This window comes from Kitasatospora sp. NPDC056783, from assembly GCF_042789895.1.
GTDB lineage: Bacteria > Actinomycetota > Actinomycetes > Streptomycetales > Streptomycetaceae > Kitasatospora.
Map to the genome: position 1 here is coordinate 1 of NZ_JBHUAF010000147.1, position 18953 is coordinate 18953.

At 69.6% G+C, this 18953-nt stretch carries 25 protein-coding genes; 13 read left to right on the forward strand and 12 right to left on the reverse strand.

The annotated features are described in order from the left end of the window. The coding region (locus tag ACFRMQ_RS21290) for a hypothetical protein (RefSeq protein WP_380732080.1) at positions 1-259 on the reverse strand (259 nt) is incomplete at its 3' end. Positions 260-269: 10 nt separating this feature from the next. Here ACFRMQ_RS21290 and ACFRMQ_RS21295 point away from each other — a divergent pair. The 5 genes from ACFRMQ_RS21295 to ACFRMQ_RS21315 all read left to right on the forward strand — a co-directional run bounded on the left by ACFRMQ_RS21295 (position 270) and on the right by ACFRMQ_RS21315 (position 3557). Then, on the forward strand, positions 270-1022 hold the full coding sequence (locus ACFRMQ_RS21295; RefSeq protein ID WP_380732081.1) for a polymorphic toxin-type HINT domain-containing protein: 753 nt from the start codon (positions 270-272) through the stop codon (positions 1020-1022). A gap of 186 nt (positions 1023-1208) precedes the next feature. Next, positions 1209-1508, forward strand: coding sequence for a DddA-like double-stranded DNA deaminase toxin (locus ACFRMQ_RS21300; protein WP_380732082.1), 300 nt, complete (start codon positions 1209-1211; stop codon positions 1506-1508). After that, entirely contained in the window at positions 1499-1954 is a 456-nt protein-coding gene (locus tag ACFRMQ_RS21305; protein WP_380732107.1) for an Imm1 family immunity protein, read from the forward strand. The genes ACFRMQ_RS21300 and ACFRMQ_RS21305 overlap by 10 nt, the downstream gene beginning before the upstream one ends. Positions 1955-2073: 119 nt before the next feature. Then, on the forward strand, positions 2074-2640 hold the full coding sequence (locus ACFRMQ_RS21310) for an Imm1 family immunity protein (protein WP_380732083.1): 567 nt from the start codon (positions 2074-2076) through the stop codon (positions 2638-2640). A gap of 42 nt (positions 2641-2682) precedes the next feature. Then, positions 2683-3557, forward strand: a protein-coding gene (locus ACFRMQ_RS21315) for an IS5 family transposase (protein ID WP_380732085.1) whose coding sequence is annotated in 2 segments (ribosomal slippage) — positions 2683-3070 and positions 3070-3557 — 876 coding nt in all. Because the reading frame shifts where the segments join, the coding sequence is not laid out codon by codon here. Between the two features lie 16 nt (positions 3558-3573). On the opposite strand, the gene ACFRMQ_RS21320 is transcribed toward ACFRMQ_RS21315, so the two are convergent. Beyond that, entirely contained in the window at positions 3574-3843 is a 270-nt protein-coding gene (locus ACFRMQ_RS21320; protein WP_380732086.1) for a hypothetical protein, read from the reverse strand. 52 nt (positions 3844-3895) lie between these two features. Here ACFRMQ_RS21320 and ACFRMQ_RS21325 point away from each other — a divergent pair, with 52 nt between their 5' ends. Beyond that, positions 3896-4462 carry an SMI1/KNR4 family protein gene (locus ACFRMQ_RS21325; protein ID WP_380732087.1) on the forward strand — a complete coding sequence of 189 codons (567 nt, stop codon included), beginning with the start codon at positions 3896-3898 and terminating at the stop codon, positions 4460-4462. 54 nt (positions 4463-4516) lie between these two features. Here ACFRMQ_RS21325 and ACFRMQ_RS21330 read toward each other — a convergent pair whose 3' ends face one another. Beyond that, positions 4517-5086: a hypothetical protein gene (locus ACFRMQ_RS21330; RefSeq protein ID WP_380732088.1), complete on the reverse strand. Its 570-nt coding sequence runs from the start codon at positions 5084-5086 to the stop codon at positions 4517-4519. Positions 5087-5435: 349 nt separating this feature from the next. On the opposite strand from ACFRMQ_RS21330, the gene ACFRMQ_RS21335 reads away from it, so the two are divergent. The 3 genes from ACFRMQ_RS21335 to ACFRMQ_RS21345 all read left to right on the forward strand — a co-directional run bounded on the left by ACFRMQ_RS21335 (position 5436) and on the right by ACFRMQ_RS21345 (position 6588). After that, positions 5436-5654, forward strand: coding sequence for a hypothetical protein (locus ACFRMQ_RS21335; protein ID WP_380732089.1), 219 nt, complete (start codon positions 5436-5438; stop codon positions 5652-5654). 98 nt (positions 5655-5752) lie between these two features. Continuing rightward, on the forward strand, positions 5753-6142 hold the full coding sequence (locus ACFRMQ_RS21340; protein ID WP_380732090.1) for a hypothetical protein: 390 nt from the start codon (positions 5753-5755) through the stop codon (positions 6140-6142). Between the two features lie 158 nt (positions 6143-6300). Continuing rightward, positions 6301-6588: a hypothetical protein gene (locus tag ACFRMQ_RS21345; RefSeq protein ID WP_380732091.1), complete on the forward strand. Its 288-nt coding sequence runs from the start codon at positions 6301-6303 to the stop codon at positions 6586-6588. Between the two features lie 473 nt (positions 6589-7061). Here the strand turns inward: ACFRMQ_RS21345 and ACFRMQ_RS21350 are convergent, their stop codons facing one another. The 6 genes from ACFRMQ_RS21350 to ACFRMQ_RS21375 form a co-directional block, all read right to left on the reverse strand. Beyond that, the gene (locus ACFRMQ_RS21350; protein WP_380732092.1) at positions 7062-7601 is read right to left on the reverse strand and encodes a hypothetical protein; all 540 of its coding nucleotides are present in this window, start codon (positions 7599-7601) and stop codon (positions 7062-7064) included. Beyond that, a complete protein-coding gene (locus ACFRMQ_RS21355; protein ID WP_380732093.1) occupies positions 7598-7975 on the reverse strand; it encodes a hypothetical protein in 378 nt (125 codons plus the stop codon). The genes ACFRMQ_RS21350 and ACFRMQ_RS21355 overlap by 4 nt, the downstream gene beginning before the upstream one ends. A gap of 389 nt (positions 7976-8364) precedes the next feature. Then, the gene (locus ACFRMQ_RS21360; RefSeq protein WP_380732094.1) at positions 8365-8589 is read right to left on the reverse strand and encodes a hypothetical protein; all 225 of its coding nucleotides are present in this window, start codon (positions 8587-8589) and stop codon (positions 8365-8367) included. Between the two features lie 103 nt (positions 8590-8692). Next, the gene (locus ACFRMQ_RS21365; RefSeq protein ID WP_380732096.1) at positions 8693-8821 is read right to left on the reverse strand and encodes a hypothetical protein; all 129 of its coding nucleotides are present in this window, start codon (positions 8819-8821) and stop codon (positions 8693-8695) included. A gap of 563 nt (positions 8822-9384) precedes the next feature. Beyond that, positions 9385-9789, reverse strand: coding sequence for a hypothetical protein (locus tag ACFRMQ_RS21370; RefSeq protein ID WP_380732097.1), 405 nt, complete (start codon positions 9787-9789; stop codon positions 9385-9387). Next, positions 9759-10085: a hypothetical protein gene (locus ACFRMQ_RS21375; RefSeq protein WP_380732098.1), complete on the reverse strand. Its 327-nt coding sequence runs from the start codon at positions 10083-10085 to the stop codon at positions 9759-9761. The genes ACFRMQ_RS21370 and ACFRMQ_RS21375 overlap by 31 nt, the downstream gene beginning before the upstream one ends. Before the next feature lie 703 nt (positions 10086-10788). Here ACFRMQ_RS21375 and ACFRMQ_RS21380 point away from each other — a divergent pair. Beyond that, on the forward strand, positions 10789-11010 hold the full coding sequence (locus tag ACFRMQ_RS21380) for a hypothetical protein (RefSeq protein WP_380732100.1): 222 nt from the start codon (positions 10789-10791) through the stop codon (positions 11008-11010). A 190-nt stretch (positions 11011-11200) separates the two neighbouring features. Here ACFRMQ_RS21380 and ACFRMQ_RS21385 read toward each other — a convergent pair whose 3' ends face one another. Next, positions 11201-11791 carry a hypothetical protein gene (locus ACFRMQ_RS21385; protein WP_380732101.1) on the reverse strand — a complete coding sequence of 197 codons (591 nt, stop codon included), beginning with the start codon at positions 11789-11791 and terminating at the stop codon, positions 11201-11203. A gap of 82 nt (positions 11792-11873) precedes the next feature. Beyond that, entirely contained in the window at positions 11874-12395 is a 522-nt protein-coding gene (locus ACFRMQ_RS21390) for a hypothetical protein (RefSeq protein ID WP_380732103.1), read from the reverse strand. Positions 12396-12817: 422 nt separating this feature from the next. On the opposite strand from ACFRMQ_RS21390, the gene ACFRMQ_RS21395 reads away from it, so the two are divergent. Further along, positions 12818-13453, forward strand: a complete 636-nt coding sequence (locus ACFRMQ_RS21395; RefSeq protein WP_380732108.1) for a helicase associated domain-containing protein — start codon at positions 12818-12820, stop codon at positions 13451-13453. A gap of 812 nt (positions 13454-14265) precedes the next feature. On the opposite strand, the gene ACFRMQ_RS21400 is transcribed toward ACFRMQ_RS21395, so the two are convergent. Further along, the gene (locus ACFRMQ_RS21400; protein ID WP_380732104.1) at positions 14266-16560 is read right to left on the reverse strand and encodes an excinuclease ABC subunit UvrA; all 2295 of its coding nucleotides are present in this window, start codon (positions 16558-16560) and stop codon (positions 14266-14268) included. A gap of 606 nt (positions 16561-17166) precedes the next feature. Here ACFRMQ_RS21400 and ACFRMQ_RS21405 point away from each other — a divergent pair. After that, positions 17167-17826: an RNA polymerase sigma factor gene (locus ACFRMQ_RS21405; RefSeq protein ID WP_380732105.1), complete on the forward strand. Its 660-nt coding sequence runs from the start codon at positions 17167-17169 to the stop codon at positions 17824-17826. A 5-nt stretch (positions 17827-17831) separates the two neighbouring features. Continuing rightward, entirely contained in the window at positions 17832-18683 is an 852-nt protein-coding gene (locus ACFRMQ_RS21410) for a hypothetical protein (RefSeq protein ID WP_380732106.1), read from the forward strand. The last annotated feature ends 270 nt before the right edge of the window (positions 18684-18953 follow it).

Sequence of the window (18953 nt, forward strand, 5' to 3'; positions counted from 1 at the left end):
TCCCCGTTGCGGGACCCGCCGCCCGCGCAGCCGACACGACGCCGTCGCCCTGCTGACGGAGGCCGTCCAGGGACTGGCCGCCGTCCACGGGAACGCCGCCCTCGTGGACAGGGCCACGCGGTGGAGCGGCCCGCTCGGCCTCCTCGGGGTCCCCGCCGCAGGCCTCCACGTAGGCCAACGCCACCGGCAGTGACGGGAGCTGCTGCCCGCCGGCCGCCCGTGACAGCGGCGCGACCGAATACCGGGTACGGCCGGCCATGACCCGGTAGGTGAGGTCCCCCGCATCCCCGCGCAGTCGGCGCAGCGAGGCCCGGCTCGCCAAGGAACTCAACGACCCCTACCGCGACTACCAGCCCGTCGACACCCGGGGCCTTCTCCTAGCGATCGCCCACGGCGTCCTCGACTTCGCGGGAACGGTCCCACCTCCTGGCTGGTCGTCCGCGGCGGGCCTCCTCAACTGCGGCCTCTACGCCCTCCAACACGACGTCGAGAACGCCAAATCCTCCTGCATCAGCGCGATCCCCATCGTCGGAGAGGCCACGGCCTTCGAGAGGGCCGTGGAGCTCCTGAAGAACGCCGGGCCTCTCGGCAAGAAGGTCGTCGAGTTCATCGAACGGCTCTTCTCCAAGATCCCGGGAATCTGCGAACCCGACAAGAACAGCTTCCCGGCCGACACCAGCGTCCTCATGGGCGACGGAAGCCGTAAACCCATCGAGACGGTCAAGGTCGGGGACACGGTCGTGGCCACCGACCCGGACACGGGTCGAACAACGGCGAGACCGGTCGAAGCCGTCATCTACACAGCGGGCGACCGGAACTTCACCGATCTTCAGATCCAGCGCGATGAGGGAGTCGAAAGCCTCACCGAAACCGGCCACCACCCCTTCTGGGCCGAAAAGGACCACAAGTGGGTCGACGCTGCTGGCCTCAATGTCGGCGACACCCTTCGCACCCCGAACGGGCCGACAGCCCTGTCACCGAGGCCAATCAGCGTAAGGGCCTCCAGCCCACCTGCGACCTGACCGTCCAGGACGTTCACACCTTCTACGTCCTGGCCGGGCCGACAGCCGTCCTCGTACACAGCATCGATTGCTTCACCCCTTTCACGCGCGAGAATATCGAAGCGACAGCGACCAAGGTAGGACTCGCGTGCTATCCAGGAGGCGGGTCCATCACAGGGTTCGCAAGAACCGGAAACAAAATCATTGATGATCTGTCGAGCGGCCGAGAGAGACGAGGCCGATCTGGTCGCCTGGGTGAAGGCTGCGACCAAGGAACTGCGAGGCGCCGTCAGCGGACGAGCTTCCGACCTTGAGGTAAAATCCGGAGCCAAGATGCACGTCGACGGAATTGGCGGTGCCGAGCTTGTGATCAATATGTGGGGCGGGCCATGTACCGAGAAGAACGGATGCGACGAGACTCCGGATGGCCTTCTCTCTGGGGATGACATGGGACTGTCTGGTTTACGGCACCCACAGGGTGAAGGGGCGTGGTGGAAATGGCGGTAAGTGCCGAAATTCGCTATAGGGCAACTCGGGCCGGTCGGCCTGAGTACCTCAACTCTCTTGAAGAGGGCGATGCTCTGATCGAAGCACTCCTGGCCGGGCCGGCGAACGGGAACCTGGCGCAGATCATCCACCTGGGGCGAGAAGAGTTCAAGCCGGGAATCCCGGATCACGAATTTCAGGTGGGAGTCGACAAGGAGCTGCAGGTTGGAATTCTGCTTTTTATAGACTCCAGTGGAAATTACGTCTCCGCGGGTCCGCCGGAATCCAGGAACTCTCCCGAGTATTATCTTTGTGGGCACTGGACCCAGTTCCGAGATCAGACGGAGATCCCCCTTGATTTGGTTCGTAAAGCCCTAAGGGAGTTCTTGGAGTCCGGGGGTCGGCGTCCAGCCTGCGTATCCTGGAAGAATCAATATCTGACAAATTCGGACGGCGTGCCCGGCTGACTTCAGGCAGTGCAGGCGATCCTTCCGGCAGGGAGATTCCTGAGGGTTTGGTCCAAGGGTCGGGTCACCGGTAACATGATTCCGAAGGTCGTCAATGGAATTTCCAGGCTGGGGGCTAGATGATTCTGACCGTGCAAATTAATCATGATGAATATCGACCGGGGACTCGGGGGGAGGAGGATGGGCTGATCGAGCGCGTGATCAAGGAGCTGGACTTCGGAGAAAACGCATCGTTCGTCCTTGATGCTAATCGGCCTGGCGATCACATCTATCCCGACAGCGTTCTCACGGTATCGATCAACAGATCGACCGGATACGGTGGAGCCGTTTGGTACAGCGGCGAGAACTATCCGAAGCAGGGTGGGATCTACGAGTCCGTCTGGGTGTCCGATAACCCTTCACCGCCAGAAATCGACCCGAAAGTCCTCTCGGATGTCCATGTCCCGGTATTCATGGATCCGGCAAGTGTCATCCCCCTGTCGAGCCTGAGGCAAGTAATCGAAGAATTCTGTCGCGCCAAAACCGGTGACAGGCCGTGCGGGATCCAATGGGTCAAGGGGCGTATCGGTGGCGAACGATTGGACCGGGCGGAAATGGAACCCGTCAGCGAAACTCATTCCGGCGCGCACTCCCTGATGGGCGCTCTGCGGGCGCATTTCTGGGCGAACGGCAGCGCGCCAAGCTAGGGTCTGTTTCACGAGTGGATCAAGGCCTGCCATGATCCACTCGTGGGGCGTGGAGATCTGACGAGCGAGCAATGGGCCAGGCCGGAGCCGTTGGTGCCGATGGGCAAGAAGCCGGGGCGGGCCTCCGGTCTGGTCCAAGCGGCAGCTGACAACGGCATACGCTGGCGGACGCGGACCGGTGCGCCCTGGCGCGATGTTCCCGCGTGCTATGGAGAGTGGGAGACCGTCTACGGTCTTTTCCGTCGCTGGCAGCGCGACGGGACGTGGAGTCGGATCCTCACCCAGTTGCGGGCCGAGGCTCACGTGAAGGGCTTGATCACCTGGGATGTGGGCGTGGACTCCACGGTCGCGCGGGCGCATCGGCATGCGGCCGGCGCGCGAAAAAGGGGGGTCTTCAACGGGACAAACCAGGCGGAGTCGCGGTCGGACCCGCCGACCACGGACTCGGACGCTCACGAGGTGGTCTGACCACGAAGGTGCACCTGGCGGTCGAGCACGGGCAGAAACCGCTGTCCTTCCTCGTCACCGCCGGCCGGCGGCACGATAGCCCCGAGTTCCAGCCGGTCCTGGAGCGCATCCGGGTGCCCCGCGCAGGCGTCGGCCGGCCACGCTGCCGCCCCGACCGGGTGCGGGCCGACAAAGCCTATGGATCCCGAGCCAACCGCGACTACCTGCGCAAACGTGGGATCCGCTGCACGGTTCCGGAGAAGTCCGACCAGATCCGCAACCGCAAGCGGCTGGGCGCCCACGGCGGCCGTCCGCCGAAGTTCGACCAGACCGACTACCGCGAGCGCCACGCGGTGGAGTGCGGAATCAATCGCCTCAAGCGGCACCGGGCAGTGGCCACGAGGTACGACAAGCTCGCCGTCCGCTACGAGGCCACCGTCACCATCGCCGTCATCAACGAGTGGCTGTGACGTAAGGCCTCCACTGTCAAAGCTCGTCGGTGACGCTGCCGTCCGGATGGCGACGACTGAAGTACACGCTCCGGTCGCCCGGCTTCTTCTGCTTCTCAGCCTCATACCATGGGACGAGTCGCGCCCACGCCTCGGTCTGCTGTGTGACGTGGGCCTGCAGCCAGTCGGTGAACCGGGTGAAGCTAAAGGTGGGCACATCGCCGGGACCATCGCCTTCGCAGTACGACCACACCTCGGGATCGGGCCCGGGGCCGCGCAGAAAATCGAACTGGTAACCCTGGTGCATGAGGATGACCCGGTCCGACTCGGCGAGAACGAAGGGGATACAGTTCCGCCCCGTGACCGATGCCTCCCGTCGTACCTCTGCAGACGACGACGCGCTTCTGGAAAGGCTGCGTGCTCTCGCCCGGGGCGCAGAAGGCACGGGTATCACCCGCGGCTGTCTCCCGAACCAGCCGTTCCCTCCGATCACGAAGACCGAGGTCGAACAGGTGGAGCGGGAACTCGGGTACGAGCTCCCGCTCCTGCTCCGACGTGTCTACACCGAGGTCGGCGACGGTGGCTTCGGCCCGGAAAACGGCCTCGCCTCGCTGACACCGCGCCGCATCCCGGAGTGGCACCAGCCGGACTGGCCATGCGCAACCTCCCCCCGCACTCGATATCCGGAGTGGGGGCCGCCGGCGTCCTGGCTCTTCCTGAGCGGTGGCGGCTGCAGCATGCAGTGGTACGCCTCGTTGATAGCGGTCGACAACCCGGTCCTGCTCTGGGACGCCGACGGCTGGGAACCCGACTGGGGCGAGAGCCCCCACGACGGCTTGTGCTATGCGGCGCCGTCGCTGCGCCAATGGCTGTGGACCTGGGCAGACGGAGGCGACGTGTGGGACGAAGCGCTCAAGATCGTGTAGGCGTTTCGACCGAACTCACCTGTCAGTCAGTCAAGGTCACCTGTCGGAGGTCAATCAGAAGTCGTCGGGTTCGACGGCGTTGGGGTTCTCGTAGAGGGCGAGCTCGGCGTCGCGGAGACGGCTGCTGATCGAGAGACCCCTCTTCGAGCAGGTGCTGCGAGTGCTGTTCGCCGTGCGGATGACTTTGGTGCCGCAGCCGAGGCGGGAGACGATCTGCCGCTGGCCAGGCAGGATGTCGCGGCTCGACGGCGCTTCAGCAAGCAGGCGGCTGCGGCGGCGGCAGCGGGGTGAGCACCACCACGGCAGTGAGGAAGACGATCTTTCTGGTCCGGGGCGTGGTCCGCAGTACTCGCAGGCCGGATGCGAGGGCTGGACAAGTGGTGTCCGTTCCAGGGTGTCCTGCAGATTGGAGAGGCTTCGGCCGGTCGCCGCGATGAGCCGGGGCCAGCTGATGGTGCTGCGGTAGCCGGGCGGGTCGCAGAGGTAGGAGCGGAGCTGGGTGGGCTTGAGGAAGTTCGCCTCGGCGAGGCGGGCGATGAACGACTCGACGCCCTCGCAGGGGCGGGGGAAGACGTGGACGGGCAGTTTCGGGATCAGCGCGGTGCCCTTGCGCGGGGTGCTCACCTGCCGTTCTTCCGCTTCTTCCGGTCCTGGGTGCTCGCGGTGACATCGAGCGGCCTGCGTCGAGCCCGACCTGGGTGATCTCTTCGTCGCCGATGAGGATCGCGTCGATCGCGGCGCCGCGGATTCGACGGGAGAGGGCTCCGATCATGCCGCCGGTGCGTTCGTGGAGGTAGCGGTCAAGGGCGACGAGGGTGCCGGGCTTGTGCCGGTGTAGCAGCGGGGTGTCCTCCATCGTCTTGACCGGGCCCTTCCACTCGTCGCCGTAGGGGAAGGGGTGGGTGGGGATGAGGGTGAAGCGGCCGCCGTCCCGGCCGGGAGCGCGGCTCCGCCGGCGTCCTGGTGGGCGTCGGTGAGGCGTTCGGCGATCGATCCCGAACTCGGCGAGCGCGTACGCCGGCCACGACGGTTGCCCGAGGACGGTCCAGGTCCGGGCCTGGTGGGCGGCGCGGACGCGGCGGGCGAGGACCAGGACGGCGGCCCGGACGTCCTCGATCGCCGTGCACAGCTGTTCGGTCAGTTCCCCGGTCCGCGCTTCGCCGACCGGCTCGGCCTGGTTCTTGTCCACTGAGACGGGTCACAGGTGATCTTGACCGATTGCCAAAAGATCTTGATCGTCCTGCCCGCGCTTCCCCTGGCCGTGTCGGTCGGGTAGTGGATGATCGGGGTGTGCTGGTGCGTACCGAGTTGCTGCCACTGGGTCCGTCGGGGTTGCCGAGGGTCCGGGTCCACACGCCTCTCGGCAGCGCCGTGGCGGTGTGGCGCGGTGACCTGGACAGCGCGGTTGGCTGGCACTACGTCGAATGGACCGTCGACGGTGACATCCTCTGGGGCCGCAACACGCGGTCGGCTGCGCTTGCCGAACCGGGGGTGCGCGAGGAGGCTGGCCAGGTCGTCCTGCGAGGATGGTTCCAGCTCGCCGAAGACGGCGCCGCTGTCCTTGAGTTGGGCGACTCGCAGGTGCTGTTCGAGGTCGGTTCACCGCCGCCGCCCGACAGCGCCTGGGTGGAGATCAGCGTCGAAGCGGACAAGGTGGAGCTGTACCCCTACCTGCTCTGATCGGTCAAAGAGGACAAGCGGGTGGTGACCCGTCTCATCGGAATGGTCCGCACCCTGTACGGGCAGATCGCGGCCGACCTGCCCGGCCTGCTCGGCGAGTTTCGCCGCCGTTCTTCGACTCCCGCCCCGCCCCGGCGAACTCCAGGATCACCTCCTCCATGAGCCCGGACGACATCCTCGGCAACACGATCGCCAACTTCTCAGACGAAGACGATGTCGACCGCGTGGCATCGAGCGGGGCATTCCTGACCCCCGCTCCCGCCACACCCGGACAGGCGCTGCTGCGCCTCGACGGCCAGGAGCACACCGCTCGCACGGCGACGCGCAGCGGCTTCTTCGCGGCGCTGGTCGAGATCGGTGACCAGACCGTCGCTGTCGCGGCACCCGAAGAACTCAAGGACATGGCCCTGGACCTGACCTGGATCCGGCCTGGCCAGCGTCTGTAGCCGCGAGTCCTCGTCGGCCGCTCGTCGGGGAAGCACTGCTGATGAGCCCGAGTCCTGGCGTCCCGCATCAGCGAGTCAGCTCCCGGCTATGGGAGTTCCTGGGCGCCGCCGTCGTTGCAGAAAGATCCCAACGGACGTGCGCGACGCGGTGCACGAGCTCCACGCCGCCGGCATGCTCCTGGTCGAGCCGGACGGCGAGGACGAAACCGTGCTGCGCGTCGTCGTCGGCCGGCCCGCGAGGCCCGGCGATCCGTGACTGTTCGGCGGCGACATCGCCGGCGACGTGCGTGGGATGACCGAGCGGCCGCCGGCCGCTGGTGACTCGCTTGGCGGCGTCGGCACGCTGCCTTGCCTCCTCAGCAGCCCGGCCCCCGAGGCCGTCGCCGCGCTACCTGCCGAGACCGTCTGGTCCTGCGCACAGACGAGATCGGCCCGCCGCTCGGGAGCGGCGGGCCGACCGTTGAGAGGTCGGATCAGGCCGGTGGGGTGCCGTTGGGCCAGACACAGGGCGAGCTGACCCTCAGGGAGACGTCGCGGCTTGCGTCGGAGACCCCGTCCAGGACGGCGAGAGAGTGGTCCGTGGGGCTCTTGAACTTGATCCAGTCGTGATGGAAGTTGGGGGGATCCGCTTCGGGCTGGAAACCTCGCTCGGTCATGAGCGTGCGGAACGCATCGGCGGCTGCGGCCCTGGTGGCGGACGGAACGTCCCCGAAGTCGTATCCCCGGCTGGTCTGTGTTCTGCCATGCGGACCGATGTCGTTGGCGTCGCATTCCACATCGCTGAAGTCGCCCGAGCTGGCCGTGGGCTTGACCGGCAGCTTGGCCAGGATGTCCGCGAGATAGCTGTCGATCTGCGTCTTGGCCTGGTCCAGGGTGATCGTGGGCTTGGACCGTTCCTGCAGCGTGCTCGCTCCGCAGGCGTTCAGGGCCAGTGCCGTGATCGCCAGCGCGGCGGCGACCGCAGACCTTCTGGCCAGTGACAACGTCGCGCAGGCGGGCATTGCGGTGCTCATGAGATCGGCTTTCCCGCGATGGCCTGTCCGATCGCGATGAGGGAGGCGGAGTTCGGGTCCCAGTAGCCGGAGTGATCCGTTCTCGGGCTGGTGGGGATTATCTGTGCGCCGAACTGTGGGACGCTCGGGTCGCGTCCGAAGGCCACGTGATGGTCGGGGTTGGGCGACTGCGGGGATGCCGTCGAGGTTGCCGATCTTGTCGTGGCTGGGATCATCCGCTGCTGCTGAGCATTGGTGAGGCCGTTCCACCACGCCTTCACGCTGTTCGGGTCGGTGCCGGCGGCGGGGATCTGACCGAGTGCGTTCGCGGCGTCCTGGTCGCTCTTCGCCGTGGCGGCGTCGAGCCCGGTGCCGTTGGACGCGTTGCTGGGCACTCTGTCCGCAGCTGTCCAGTTCGGCCGGATTGACCTTGAGCTCCGAGGCCGGGTCAGGATTTGGCATCTCTTCCCCCCACAGTCTTGCCCGGCCCCTGAGCCCCGCCCATGGCCGTGCGCTGCCAGAATTGATTTCGGATAGTAGTCGATTGCTATCCGGCTGCAACTGAAGGGGGTGGCCGGGCAGCGCGCCGACATGGGACCCAAAGTCCTTGCAGCGTAAGCTGGTTGCGACTGAACAGGGAGAAGCGGACGTTCGGCGACCCCGCTCACCCGCTCTGTTCCGTGCGCCACCCACAGTGCCAGGGTTGTCCCAGTCGTTTCTTCTGGTAGTGGCGCCCCGCGCTCGGGCTGGGACAGGTGCTGGAATGTCCGGTTCGCCAGGGCGGCTACCGCCCCGGGGCGGCGTTCTCGATGGCGGCGGTCAGGAGGGCGTGGACGGCGGCGGCGGCCTCCCTGGCGGCCGGGTCCTCGCTCTTCAGCTGCGGGGCGATCAGCTCGGCGGCCGCGGCGAGGACCGGCACCGGGACGGTGGCCTCGCGCAGGTGGAGGAGCTGGGAGGCGGCGCGTCCGGCGGGGTGGCCTGAGCGCGGGTCGGGTAAAAGGGGTGCCACAGCGTCCATCCCAGGCCGGCGAGCGACTGTACGGCTTCCCAGCACGCCCTGCTCTGGCTGTCCGGGATGCTGCGGAGAACGTGAAGGGGGCGTCGGTGGCACATCATGCCGAGGTCGGAGGCCGGTCGATCCGGCCGCTGTAGACCCCGACCAGCCCAGTCACGGACTCCTCGTGCATGCTCGTGTCCTTGCTGACCGCCGCCGGGTCGGCGAGGCCCAGCTGTAGGACCACCGGGGAGCTGGACTGCCCCGGCCGGGTCCGGGAGCCGAGAAGAACCCCGGGAGGCCGTCCCAGCCGGCAGCCGGCTCGCTCGCCACCGGCGCCACCGGCGCGGCTGAGGCCGCCCACCAGGCCCGCTAGACCACGGACGTCGCCCACCGTTTCCTCGCGCCCGCCGCCGGCCAGCCAGAGTTCCGACGCCGCCCACCGCCGCCTCGCCGGACCCTCCGCCCAGCCCCTCTACACCGCCCTCGACCGAGCCGGCCTCCACACCCTCACCGACGACGACCACCAGGCCGTCCGCGACCTCACCCGACACCCCGACCCCGCCACGCTGCGCCGGGTGGCGGGCTGGCTGGAGCGCACCCGTGCCGCCGCGTTCGCGTTGCGCGGCACCGGGCAGGCCCCGCCCGCCCGTCCGGTCGTGCGGCGTCGTTTCGGGTCCTGACCGGCGCCCCGCGGCCCCGGCCGGAACAGGTGAGGCGCCGGCCACCATCACCGTGGCCGGCGCTTCGTGCGTCCCGTCCGGGGCTGGGCGGGGTGAGGGCCTGCTCGTCGGTATCGGGAACGCCGTCTCAGTCCGGGTCGGTACCGGCCGGTCTGACCGCGAGGACGAGGTAGGGGACGGCGTCCAGGCACCGTTCGGCCGCGGCGCCGGGGTCGGGGGCGGTACGTATGTGCTGGAGGGCGAGCAGGGCGGCCGTCACGCACGCGTCCGTCGCCGCGTCCAGGACCTCCCGCACGGTGAACTCGCCCCGGGCGGTGAGTTCCACGACCAGCCCGGCGGCCTCGGCCGGGTCGTCGCGCCACTGTTCGGCGACCTCGGCACCGACGGCCGCGAGGTTCATCGCCGCGCCCGTTCCGTCGTCGGCGGGATCTTCCCGGCCGTCCCGGCCGTCGTGGTGGGCGTGGTCCTGGGCGGCGGCCACCGCGCATCGCGCCGCGTGGGTCAGTTCCGACTCGCGCCGCTCGCGGACCACCTCGTCGGGCCACCGCTCGTCGTCCTCGGTACGGGCATGGTCGAGCAGGACCGGGGCGGTGAGGCCGACCGGACGTACAGCAGGGTGGCGGCCGTGGCCACGCTTCCCTGACGCGGTGGGGCGGCGGCGATCGGCTGGTACACCTCGCCGGCCGCCTCGGCGAGGGTGGCGTCGTCGGGGTCCACGGCGCTGGTGTCCAGGAAGCGTCCGTCGAGGGGGCCTCCCGACAGCGAGACAAGGCCGGGTCCGGCCGTGGTGGGGTAGATGTCCTCGCTGTCCCGGGGCGGGATCCGCAAGCACCTCAGACCCGGGTCCACGCGCTTGAAGACGACCTGACAGCAGCCCGCACGAGCCTCCGTCGCATGATCCGTTCCCAGAACTGAGAGAGCCTTGCCCCACCGGGCATGTCCGAGACACGCCCCGAAGTGCCTGCCGCGGGACGCGGCCGATGCCTCACACTGGCCGACCAGGCTGAACCGTCACATGGGTTGACTTTGCGTCAGACGTGGTCCAGCCTGAACATGATTGGACATGCACGCCTGCGTGAGCGCTTACGCCGCACGATAGATGCGGGGAGTCGCACGGGCGGGCATCGGCTGGGGCAATGGATGCGTCAGACCTTCCCCTAGCATCGTTACCAGCCCTCAAGGCGAGAAACAGGAACCGGCCCTTCGCGGGCCTGACCTGCAATGCTTGACTGCCTCGGGGTGAGGCTCTATAAAAGTCACCGTAGCAATCCGAAGGACCGTCAACATGCCCGTGGGCAAGAGGGCTTGACGGGAGTTCGGAAAGCTCTGCTATCGTTAAATGGCGAGAGGCTATCCAGCCGATCGCTGGAGTATTACAGCAAGACGCGCACCATCCGAACGAAACAATCCCTATGGGATTGTTGCCCCGCGAAACCGGAATCGCTAAGGGTATCGGGTGGATTTCTTATTACCTTGTCCCCGATTGTTCTTTTCGCATGCCCAAAAACGCTACAAAACCCAAGGAGAGAGCATGTCCAACCGACGCAAGGCCTTCCACCTCTCGTTCCCCGGCGTCGAGATCAACGTGGATTCCGCAAAGCCCAAGACCCGCAAGAAGTTGGCGAAGGTGGGTATCTGGCTGCTTTTCATCGCGCAGCCCTACCTGCTTTCAATGATGCCCCACGCTCTCGCCCCGATTCCGATTCCTCCCGTGACGGAATCGACAGTTCAGAACCCTGGCGGCAGCCATTAGAAGAATTCGGGCGCTTGACTTCAGGGATGCCGTGAAGCAAGTGCTTCGGGCTATTTTTTTTTACCCAAAAGTGCCTGGTTTGCGCCGATATGTTCCATGCCAAGGTGGAACGGTGTCGCCTCCGGTCAGCTGCCCCGACCCCCGATATGCGGGTTCGGGGCAGACGGCCAGGCTCTGGAGTCCCGTCAGCTCAACGCCAGGGAAGGGCCAGCCGACGGCGGTCGAGCACACGATCGGCGGGATCTTCGGGGTGTATGACACGGCGGCAGGCGGCGCTGAACGCCTCTACGGATTGGGAGGTTTCCGCTTCGTCCTGCCGACCGAAGCGGAGCTGATCACGGATCGTCGCGTCCGGGTCTTCGGAGTCGATCCAGTCGTTCAACCGGCCTGCCCATTCGTGCAAACGCCGTGCAGCGTCGGCGCCGATCCCCGCCACGGTGTCAGGGCCCTCAATGAGCACCGCCCCCAGCGCATCTGTCACAGCTTGAAGCTGACTCTCCAACGGCTCTGCGAGGTCCCGGGCCCGTCCTATGTGTCGACTGTCGTCCGGGTCGTAAGACGTGTTGATCAGGGCTTCCATCCGCTCGCGCAGAGTGCCCATACAGACCACCAGGGCGGTGGCCAGCGCTCCGTAGGCGTGCCGTCGGGCCTGCCGCGCCTCAGCCCGATCCTCACGCGTGCCGGCGGTACGGGCCGTTCGGGCGGCGAGGACACCAGAGACGACGGGAGCCAACAAGGTGCCGAGGATGCCAGCGATGGAGATCAATGTGGTCGAGTTCACCGGGGCATTGTCCCGTCACCCGTTCAGCGGGTGCTGAGCCAGGATTTGAGCCCTGCCGGGTATGACCGGCAGGGCTCGGCCATCAAGCCTGCGGCTTGGCCTCCGGCCAGGTGGCGTCGAACCAGTCCATGAACGGCAGGACGCCGCCGACCAGCTTGACCCGGTCGTGAATGGCCCTCTGGTCGTGTCCGGGGAGGAAGTCTCGTCCGGACGGGACCTCCTCGCCACATCCGCAGGCGCAGTCGGTGCGGTCGAACGGCGAACCGAAGTACTGCACCGGGTTCTGGCTCTTCTCGACCGGCGACTCGTTGCCCACGTACTTGTCGTACACCGGGTTGCCGGGCTTGAGGATCGTGCCGTGGATCGTGCGACGGCCGTCCGGGTCCGGAGCCGCGATGTGGTCGATCTCCACCGCCAGAACGACGATGCCCATGGCGCTGAACACCACGTACCGCTCCCGGTCCGCCCGCGCCCCGAGCTTCCAGCGGCCCTTGGCTGCCGCGTACACCTCCTCGTCGGACAGACCCGGGCGCCACCCCGCCGACGAATTCCCGTACTCGTCCTCCGGCCACGTCCGGTAGGCGCCAAGTCCGATGTTGAGCATGCCGAACCCCCAATCCGCCCCCCGCAGCCTTCACTTCGGGGTGATGGCATGACGGTAGGGGGCTATGCCGTCACAATGCAAGGCATAGATACGGACATTGAGACGAAGGGTTGCTCTTGATAGTTGCACCCTAAGGATTCAAAGTATTGCCACGCAGGTGCCGATGGCCGTCGGCGCCGGAGGCCATGAACGGTCATGCCCTCTTGAGGTCGTCGAGGCGCGCGAGTAGCCGCCGTCGCTGCTGCTGCTGAGCACGGAGCCCTGCCGCGCACACCACCACGACCCCGGTCTCCGGGGACCAGACCGCCGCGGCCACCGAAGCGGAGCCCGGCGAGCGGCCACCGGCCCCGGAGCGGTCGCCGGTCGACTGGCTGAAGATCGACGCCCGCCGGCACGCCGCCCGGATCCTCCAGAGCGTCAGGCTGCGCGCGTTCAACCCCAGGGCGGTCGAGTGGCAGCGCATGCACGCCGTCGCCACCGCCTTCCACCTCCGGCACGGCCACCTCGACCCCACCGACCGCGAGAAGCACGCCGGGCTGGTCTCCTGGCTCACCCGCCAGCGCCACCTCAACGGCCAGGGCCTGCTCGACCCCGCCCGCGTCTCGGAGCTGGACGCGCTCGGCATGATCTGGTCGAAGAACGCGGGCGCCTGGGAACGCGGCTATGCCTACGCGCAGGCGTTCCACCACCGGCACGGCCACCTCGCCATCCCCGCCACCGCGAAGCTCGACGACTACGCGGTGGGCGCCTGGATGCGCCGCCAGCGCAAGGCCGCGAACCTCACCCCCGGCCAGGTCGCCAGGCTCGACGCGCTGGACGACCTGTGGCGCCTGGAACCGGACTGGAACCGCTCCTACCGCCGCCTGCTCGCCTACCTCGCCGCCGGCGGCACCCTCACCGGCCCCGCCAACCGCACCGGCCTCGGCGACGACCCCGCCTTCCGCCCCGGCACCTGGCTGCGCAAGCAGGACAAGGCCCGCGCCGAGGGCAAGCTGACCTCCCGCCACAGCGCGCTCCTGGACGCCCTCCGCCCACGCGCCGGCACCGTCACCGGCTGACCGGCTCCACGGGCCGCCGACGCCCCACGGGCGAGTCGCCCGCGCGGGCAGGCCCCCTGCCGAGAACGTCCGAGCACCCGGGTGAGGTCCCAGGTGAAGACCCCACGTCCCCGGAGCGGCAGCCGGCCGGCGGAGCCGGGCGTCGGGGTCCCGCCGCGGCCGGGCCGTCCGAACCCGGGCCCGCACCGAGGTGCCGCCGTTCCGGCGCCGCGCGTCACCCGCCGGGAGACGACCGGGTGAGGCGCGGGCGGCGCCTGGTCCTGCCGGTGGTGGCGGCCGTGCCGGTGGCGCTCGCCGCCCCCGTCACCACGCGCGTGGTGACCGTCCGCCGCAACGCCACCGGCGAGGTCGACCGCGGCACGGTGCTCACCCAGGCCTCGGGACAGCTCACCGTCGGACCCGGCGAGCCGTCCTCCGCCGAGGTGTCCGCCTACCCGTCGGCGGGCTACGCCTGGAGCACGGCCACCCCCGCCCCCGACCCGGCGGTCGCCCCCGCCGCCGGCGACGAGTACGCCCGCGACCTCGATTTCAGGGACCCGTACGACTTCGGCGGGATCGGGAACACCGGCTCGGGCGGCCACCACTACTCCACCTTCCGCGCCCGCGCCCCCGGCCGCACCACCGTCACCGCGCACATCGCCCACCGCGACCAGCCCGGCGGGCAGGGCCGGCCCGCGGGGCCGGACGAGGTCGGGCGCCAGTTCACCGCCGACGTCCGCCGAACACCCGCCCCCGGGCGACGCCCGCCCGCGCGGGCCCCGCCCTCCCGCCCGCACCCGCCGCCATCGCCGGCCGGTCCACGCGGGCGGACCCTACCCGGCCGCGGCCCGCGCCAGGGCCTGCCCGGTGAGCGAGTCCGTCCGCCGGGCCAGCTCGGCCGGCGGGCCGGTGAACAGCAGCCGCCCGCCGTCCGCCCCCGCGCCCGGCCCGATGTCGATCACGTGGTCGGCCCGCGCGACGACACGCAGGTTGTGCTCGACCACGACCAGCGTCGCGCCCGCGTCCACGAGGTCGGAGAAGAGCACGTCCAGCCGCTCCACGTCGCCGGGGTGCAGACCGGTCGTCGGCTCGTCGAGGACGATCCGTTCCTCGGCGAAACCGGCGGACGCGCTGAGGTGGCGGGCGAGCAGCAGACGCTGCCTCTCGCCGCCGGACAGGGTGTCCAGCGACTGCCCGACGGCCGTGTAGCCGAGCCCGACGCGCTCCAGCCACCGCAGCGGCCCCGCGATCCGGGGCCGGCCGGCGAAGAGCTCGGCCACCGGGCCCGCCGCCATCCGCAGCACGTCCGCGATCGTGCGGCCGTCGAGCTCCGCCTTCAGGGCCGTGGGATTGAAACGCTCGCCCCCGCACGCGTCGCAGGGCGTGGCCACGTCGTCCAGGAACGCGAGTTCGGTGGTGATGTGGCCCTTGCCGCGGCAGGCGGGGCAGGCCCCCTTGGAGTTGAAGCTGAACCAGGCCGGCTCCAGCCCCGACACGGCACCGAACGCCTCGCGCACCCCGTCGGCGACACCCAGGACGCTCAGCGACATCGACCGCACACCGCCGCGCAGCGGATCCTGCCCGACCACCGTGAACTCCCGGTGCTGCCGCGGGAGTTCATTGGTGGCCAGGGAACTCTTGCCGGAGCCCGCGACACCCGTCACCGCGGTCAGGACACCGACCGGGACATCGACGTCGAAACCGGCGAGGTTGTGCGCCGAAGCACGCACGACCCGCACACGGCCGCGCGGCCCGCGCACCGTACGCCGCGGCTCCAACGGCGTCGAGAGCAGCCGCCCCGTGGCGGTAGCGCTGCGGGCCAGCTCCCGCGGCGTCCCCTGGAACTGCACCAGGCCGCCGTCCGTCCCCGCACCCGGACCCATGTCCACCACGTGGTCGGCGACCCGGATGACCTGGGGATGGTGCTCCACCACCAGGACGGTGTTGCCCGCGTCGCGCAGCCTCAGCAGCAGCTCGTTGAGCCGCTGCACGTCGGCCGGGTGCAAACCGGTCGACGGCTCGTCGAAGACGTACGTGATGTCGGTGAGGGCGCTGCCGAGATGCCGGACGATCTTCACCCGCTGCGCCTCGCCGCCCGACAGGGTCGACGACTCCCGGTCGAGCGAGAGGTAGCCGAGCCCCACCGAGAGCAGCGCGTCCAGCGTGCGGCGGATGCCGTCCAGCGCCGGCGCCACGCGCGGGTCCTCCACCGTCTCCAGCAGCCCGCGCAGCTCGGCCACCGACATCGCCGACCAGTCCACGATCGAACGCCCGTCGACGAGGCTGGCACGGGCGGCGGCGTTCAGCCGGGCCCCGCCGCACGCGGGGCAGACCCGGTGGGTGGTCAGGCGCTCCAGCTCCTCCCGCACCAGCGGGGACATCTTGGACGGGCGGTTCTTCACGTACACGTCGCGCATCCGCGTGACCACACCGTCGAAGCGGGCGGTCTTGGGGAAACGCGGATCGGGGTCCGGAAGCCTGAGCTGGTCCGCGTAGAGGAAGAGCCGCATCTCCTCGTCCGTGTAGTCCTTCAGCGGCTTCGTCCGGTCGAACAGGCCGCAGTAGGCGAAGCGCTTCCAGCGGTAGACACCCGGCCGGAACTGGCTGAACCGCACCGGCCCCTCGTCGATGGTGCGCTCCGGGTCGATCAGCTCCCCGACGTCGATGTCCACGACCGCGCCGAGGCCCTCGCAGCCGGGGCACATGCCCGCCGGATCGTTGAAGGAGTACGAGGGCGAGAACCCCGCGCAGGGCTCACCGATCCGGGAGAACACCAGCCTGAGCAGCGGGGCGAGGTCCGAGGCCGTGGCGACGGTCGACCGCGCGTTCCCGGTGAAACGACGCTGGTCGATGATCGCGGTGAACGTGAGGCCGCCCATCGACTGCACCTCGGGCGCCGGCATGTGCGGGAGCCGGTTGCGCACGAAGGCCGCGTACGTGTCGTTCACGAGGCGCTGCGCCTCGGCGGCGACGGTGTCGAGCACCAGCGACGACTTGCCGGACCCGGAGACGCCCGTCACGACCGTCAGCGCCTTCTTCGGCAGGTCGAGGCTGACATTCCTGAGGTTGTTGACGGCCGCTCCCACGACCCGGATGACGGCTTCGCCGGTCGGATGCTGAGCGTCCATGCCCGCCATCATAAGTTCGTCCGGCGATCCCTTCGGCGACCTGTTCGCCCCGCCGGCCGCCGCCGGCCCGCGTGAAGGGCGGCCCGCCCGCGTCCCGCCGGGAGGCTGCTCTCCCGCCCGCGTCCCGCCGGGAGGCTGCTCTCCCGCCCGCGTCCCGCCGGGCCCGGCATTCATTCGATAGTTGAAATCAACACAAGGATTGATCCTTTGGTCATGTCAATGCCTGAACGATTCGCCTGGATGAGGGCGGCACCCGTGGTGCCGGCCGACTCGCCCGGTATGACGGTTTTCCCCCTGATCGGAGCGATCCGGTCCGCAAGGTTTTACCGATGCTGTCTCAACGTTTCCCGTGTCCGGCCGGAATGCTGGCTTCAGACGCGCTCGGGTGGCCTGGTCTGACAGCCGGTCACGGGAGCGAGGATCATCGAGAAGTGAAGGATCGGTCGTGAACGCCCCTCTCCCTGTCCGGCCACTGACCGGCACCGCTGTCGGACACCCCGACACCCCCCGGAGCACGGCCGCGGGCGCCGGGCACCCGGCCTCCGCGGCCCGGTGCCGCCGTACCGCCCCGCGCGGCGGGCTCCCGGACCCGAGCCGGGGGTCCTGGTGAGCGACATCCAGCCCGCCGACGCGGCCGACGCCGCCGGCACCCAGGTCCCGGCTCCGGCCCCGGCCCCGGCCCCGGTCCCGGTCCCGGCGTCGGTGCCGGCCGACCTGCCCTTAGCCTTCGTGGCCTTCCACGACCTCCACGCCCAGCGTTACACCGACTACGCGTTCGCCCACCTCGGCGACGCCGACGTCGCCCTCGAACTCGTCGAGGACGTCCTGCTCGCCCTCGCCGAACGCTGGGACCGTGTCATGTGCCGGCCCCGCCCCGCCGCCTACGCCTGGGCGCTGCTGCGCCGGGTGGTCGAGGCGGAGTGCACCTGGCGCAGGGAGCATCTCGCGCTCGTCGAGGAGGCGGCGTTCGCCTACGCGCTGATCAGGCGGGCCGAGAAGGCGCTGGAGGAGATCGACCGGAGCATGGTCGGTGACCTCGAGGTCGGCATCAGCGTGGCCCGCGCCATCCGGGACCTGCCGGGGCGCCAGCACGATGTCGTCGTGCTGCGGTTCCTCGGCTGCTACGGACCGCACCAGATCGCCGAGGTCATGGGTATCGAGGAGGGGACCGTCCGGTCGCTGATCTCCCAGGCGAGAACCCGCCTGCGCGTACGGCTCGCGCAGCGCCGGACCCTGGAGCCCGGCCGTACGAACGACGAGGAGTGATCACCGTGCACCCGCTTGACACCCTGCTGACGGGGGGCGGCATCGCAGCCGCGGGCCCCACACCGGTCTACGACCTGTACGCCGGCCGCCGGCGGATCGCCGTCCGGCTCGCCGACCGGCGTGCCGTGCGGCACGCCGACGGGAGCCCGGCCGGACGACGGGCCCGCGGCCGCGACGAAAGCGCGCCCGCGCGGCCGCTGCCCGGCGCCGCCGTGCCCGCGGACCGGGGCGCCGACGCCGGGCCGCGGGAACGCCCGGTGCGGGTCACCTCCCGCCCGGAGGACCTCACCGTCCACGACTACGCCGACCGCGACCTGCTCGCGCTGTCCGGCATGGTCATCAGCGAGGACTGGGCCAGCGCGGCCCTCCACCGGCTCGGGCGCGGCCACGACCGCCTCGACCCCCGGGGAGCGCTGGTGTTCGCCTGCCTGCTCTACCTCGTGGGCCGCTACCAGGAGGCACAGTTCTGGTGGCAGTTCGCCGGCGGCGCCGAGGAGCCGACCGCCTGCTACTGCCTCTACCTCCACCACGCCCGCCTGGGCGACCTCAAGGCCGCGCAGCACTGGTTCCTCGAAGCCGCCCGCCTGGAACTGAGGCCGCCCGGCCGGCGGCCCCCGGACCGGACGGGGCCGCCGCCGACGGTGCCGCAACTCGCCGACTACTACCTCGCCTGCCTGCCCATGGTCAGCGACTACGTGCTCCCGCGCACCGCCCCCGGGGCCTCGCAGCCGCCCGACTCGGCGCTGCGCGAGGCCCTCGACGACCTCGAACCCGTCCGCGACGCCGAGTACGGCCCGATCAGCCTGCCCAACGACGACCTCGCCGACCACCTCCACGATCTCGCCACCGCGACCTGACCGGCCCGGCCGCCCGCTGCCCGGTGCCCTTCCGAACACGGCACCGGGCAGCCCGCCGGTCCGGCCCCGCCGCCGGGGTCGCACCCCTCCCACCGGAACCCCTCCCACCGGAAGACAACGATGCCGACCGCCCTCCACCACGCAGCCCTCATCACCGCGGCGAGCGCCGCCTGGTACGCCCTCGCCGTCTCGATCGCCGCCGTCACCGCCGTCGCCGCCCGCGGCGAGGACCGCCGCCGTGACGCCCGCGAAGTCCTCAAGGTCCTCGTC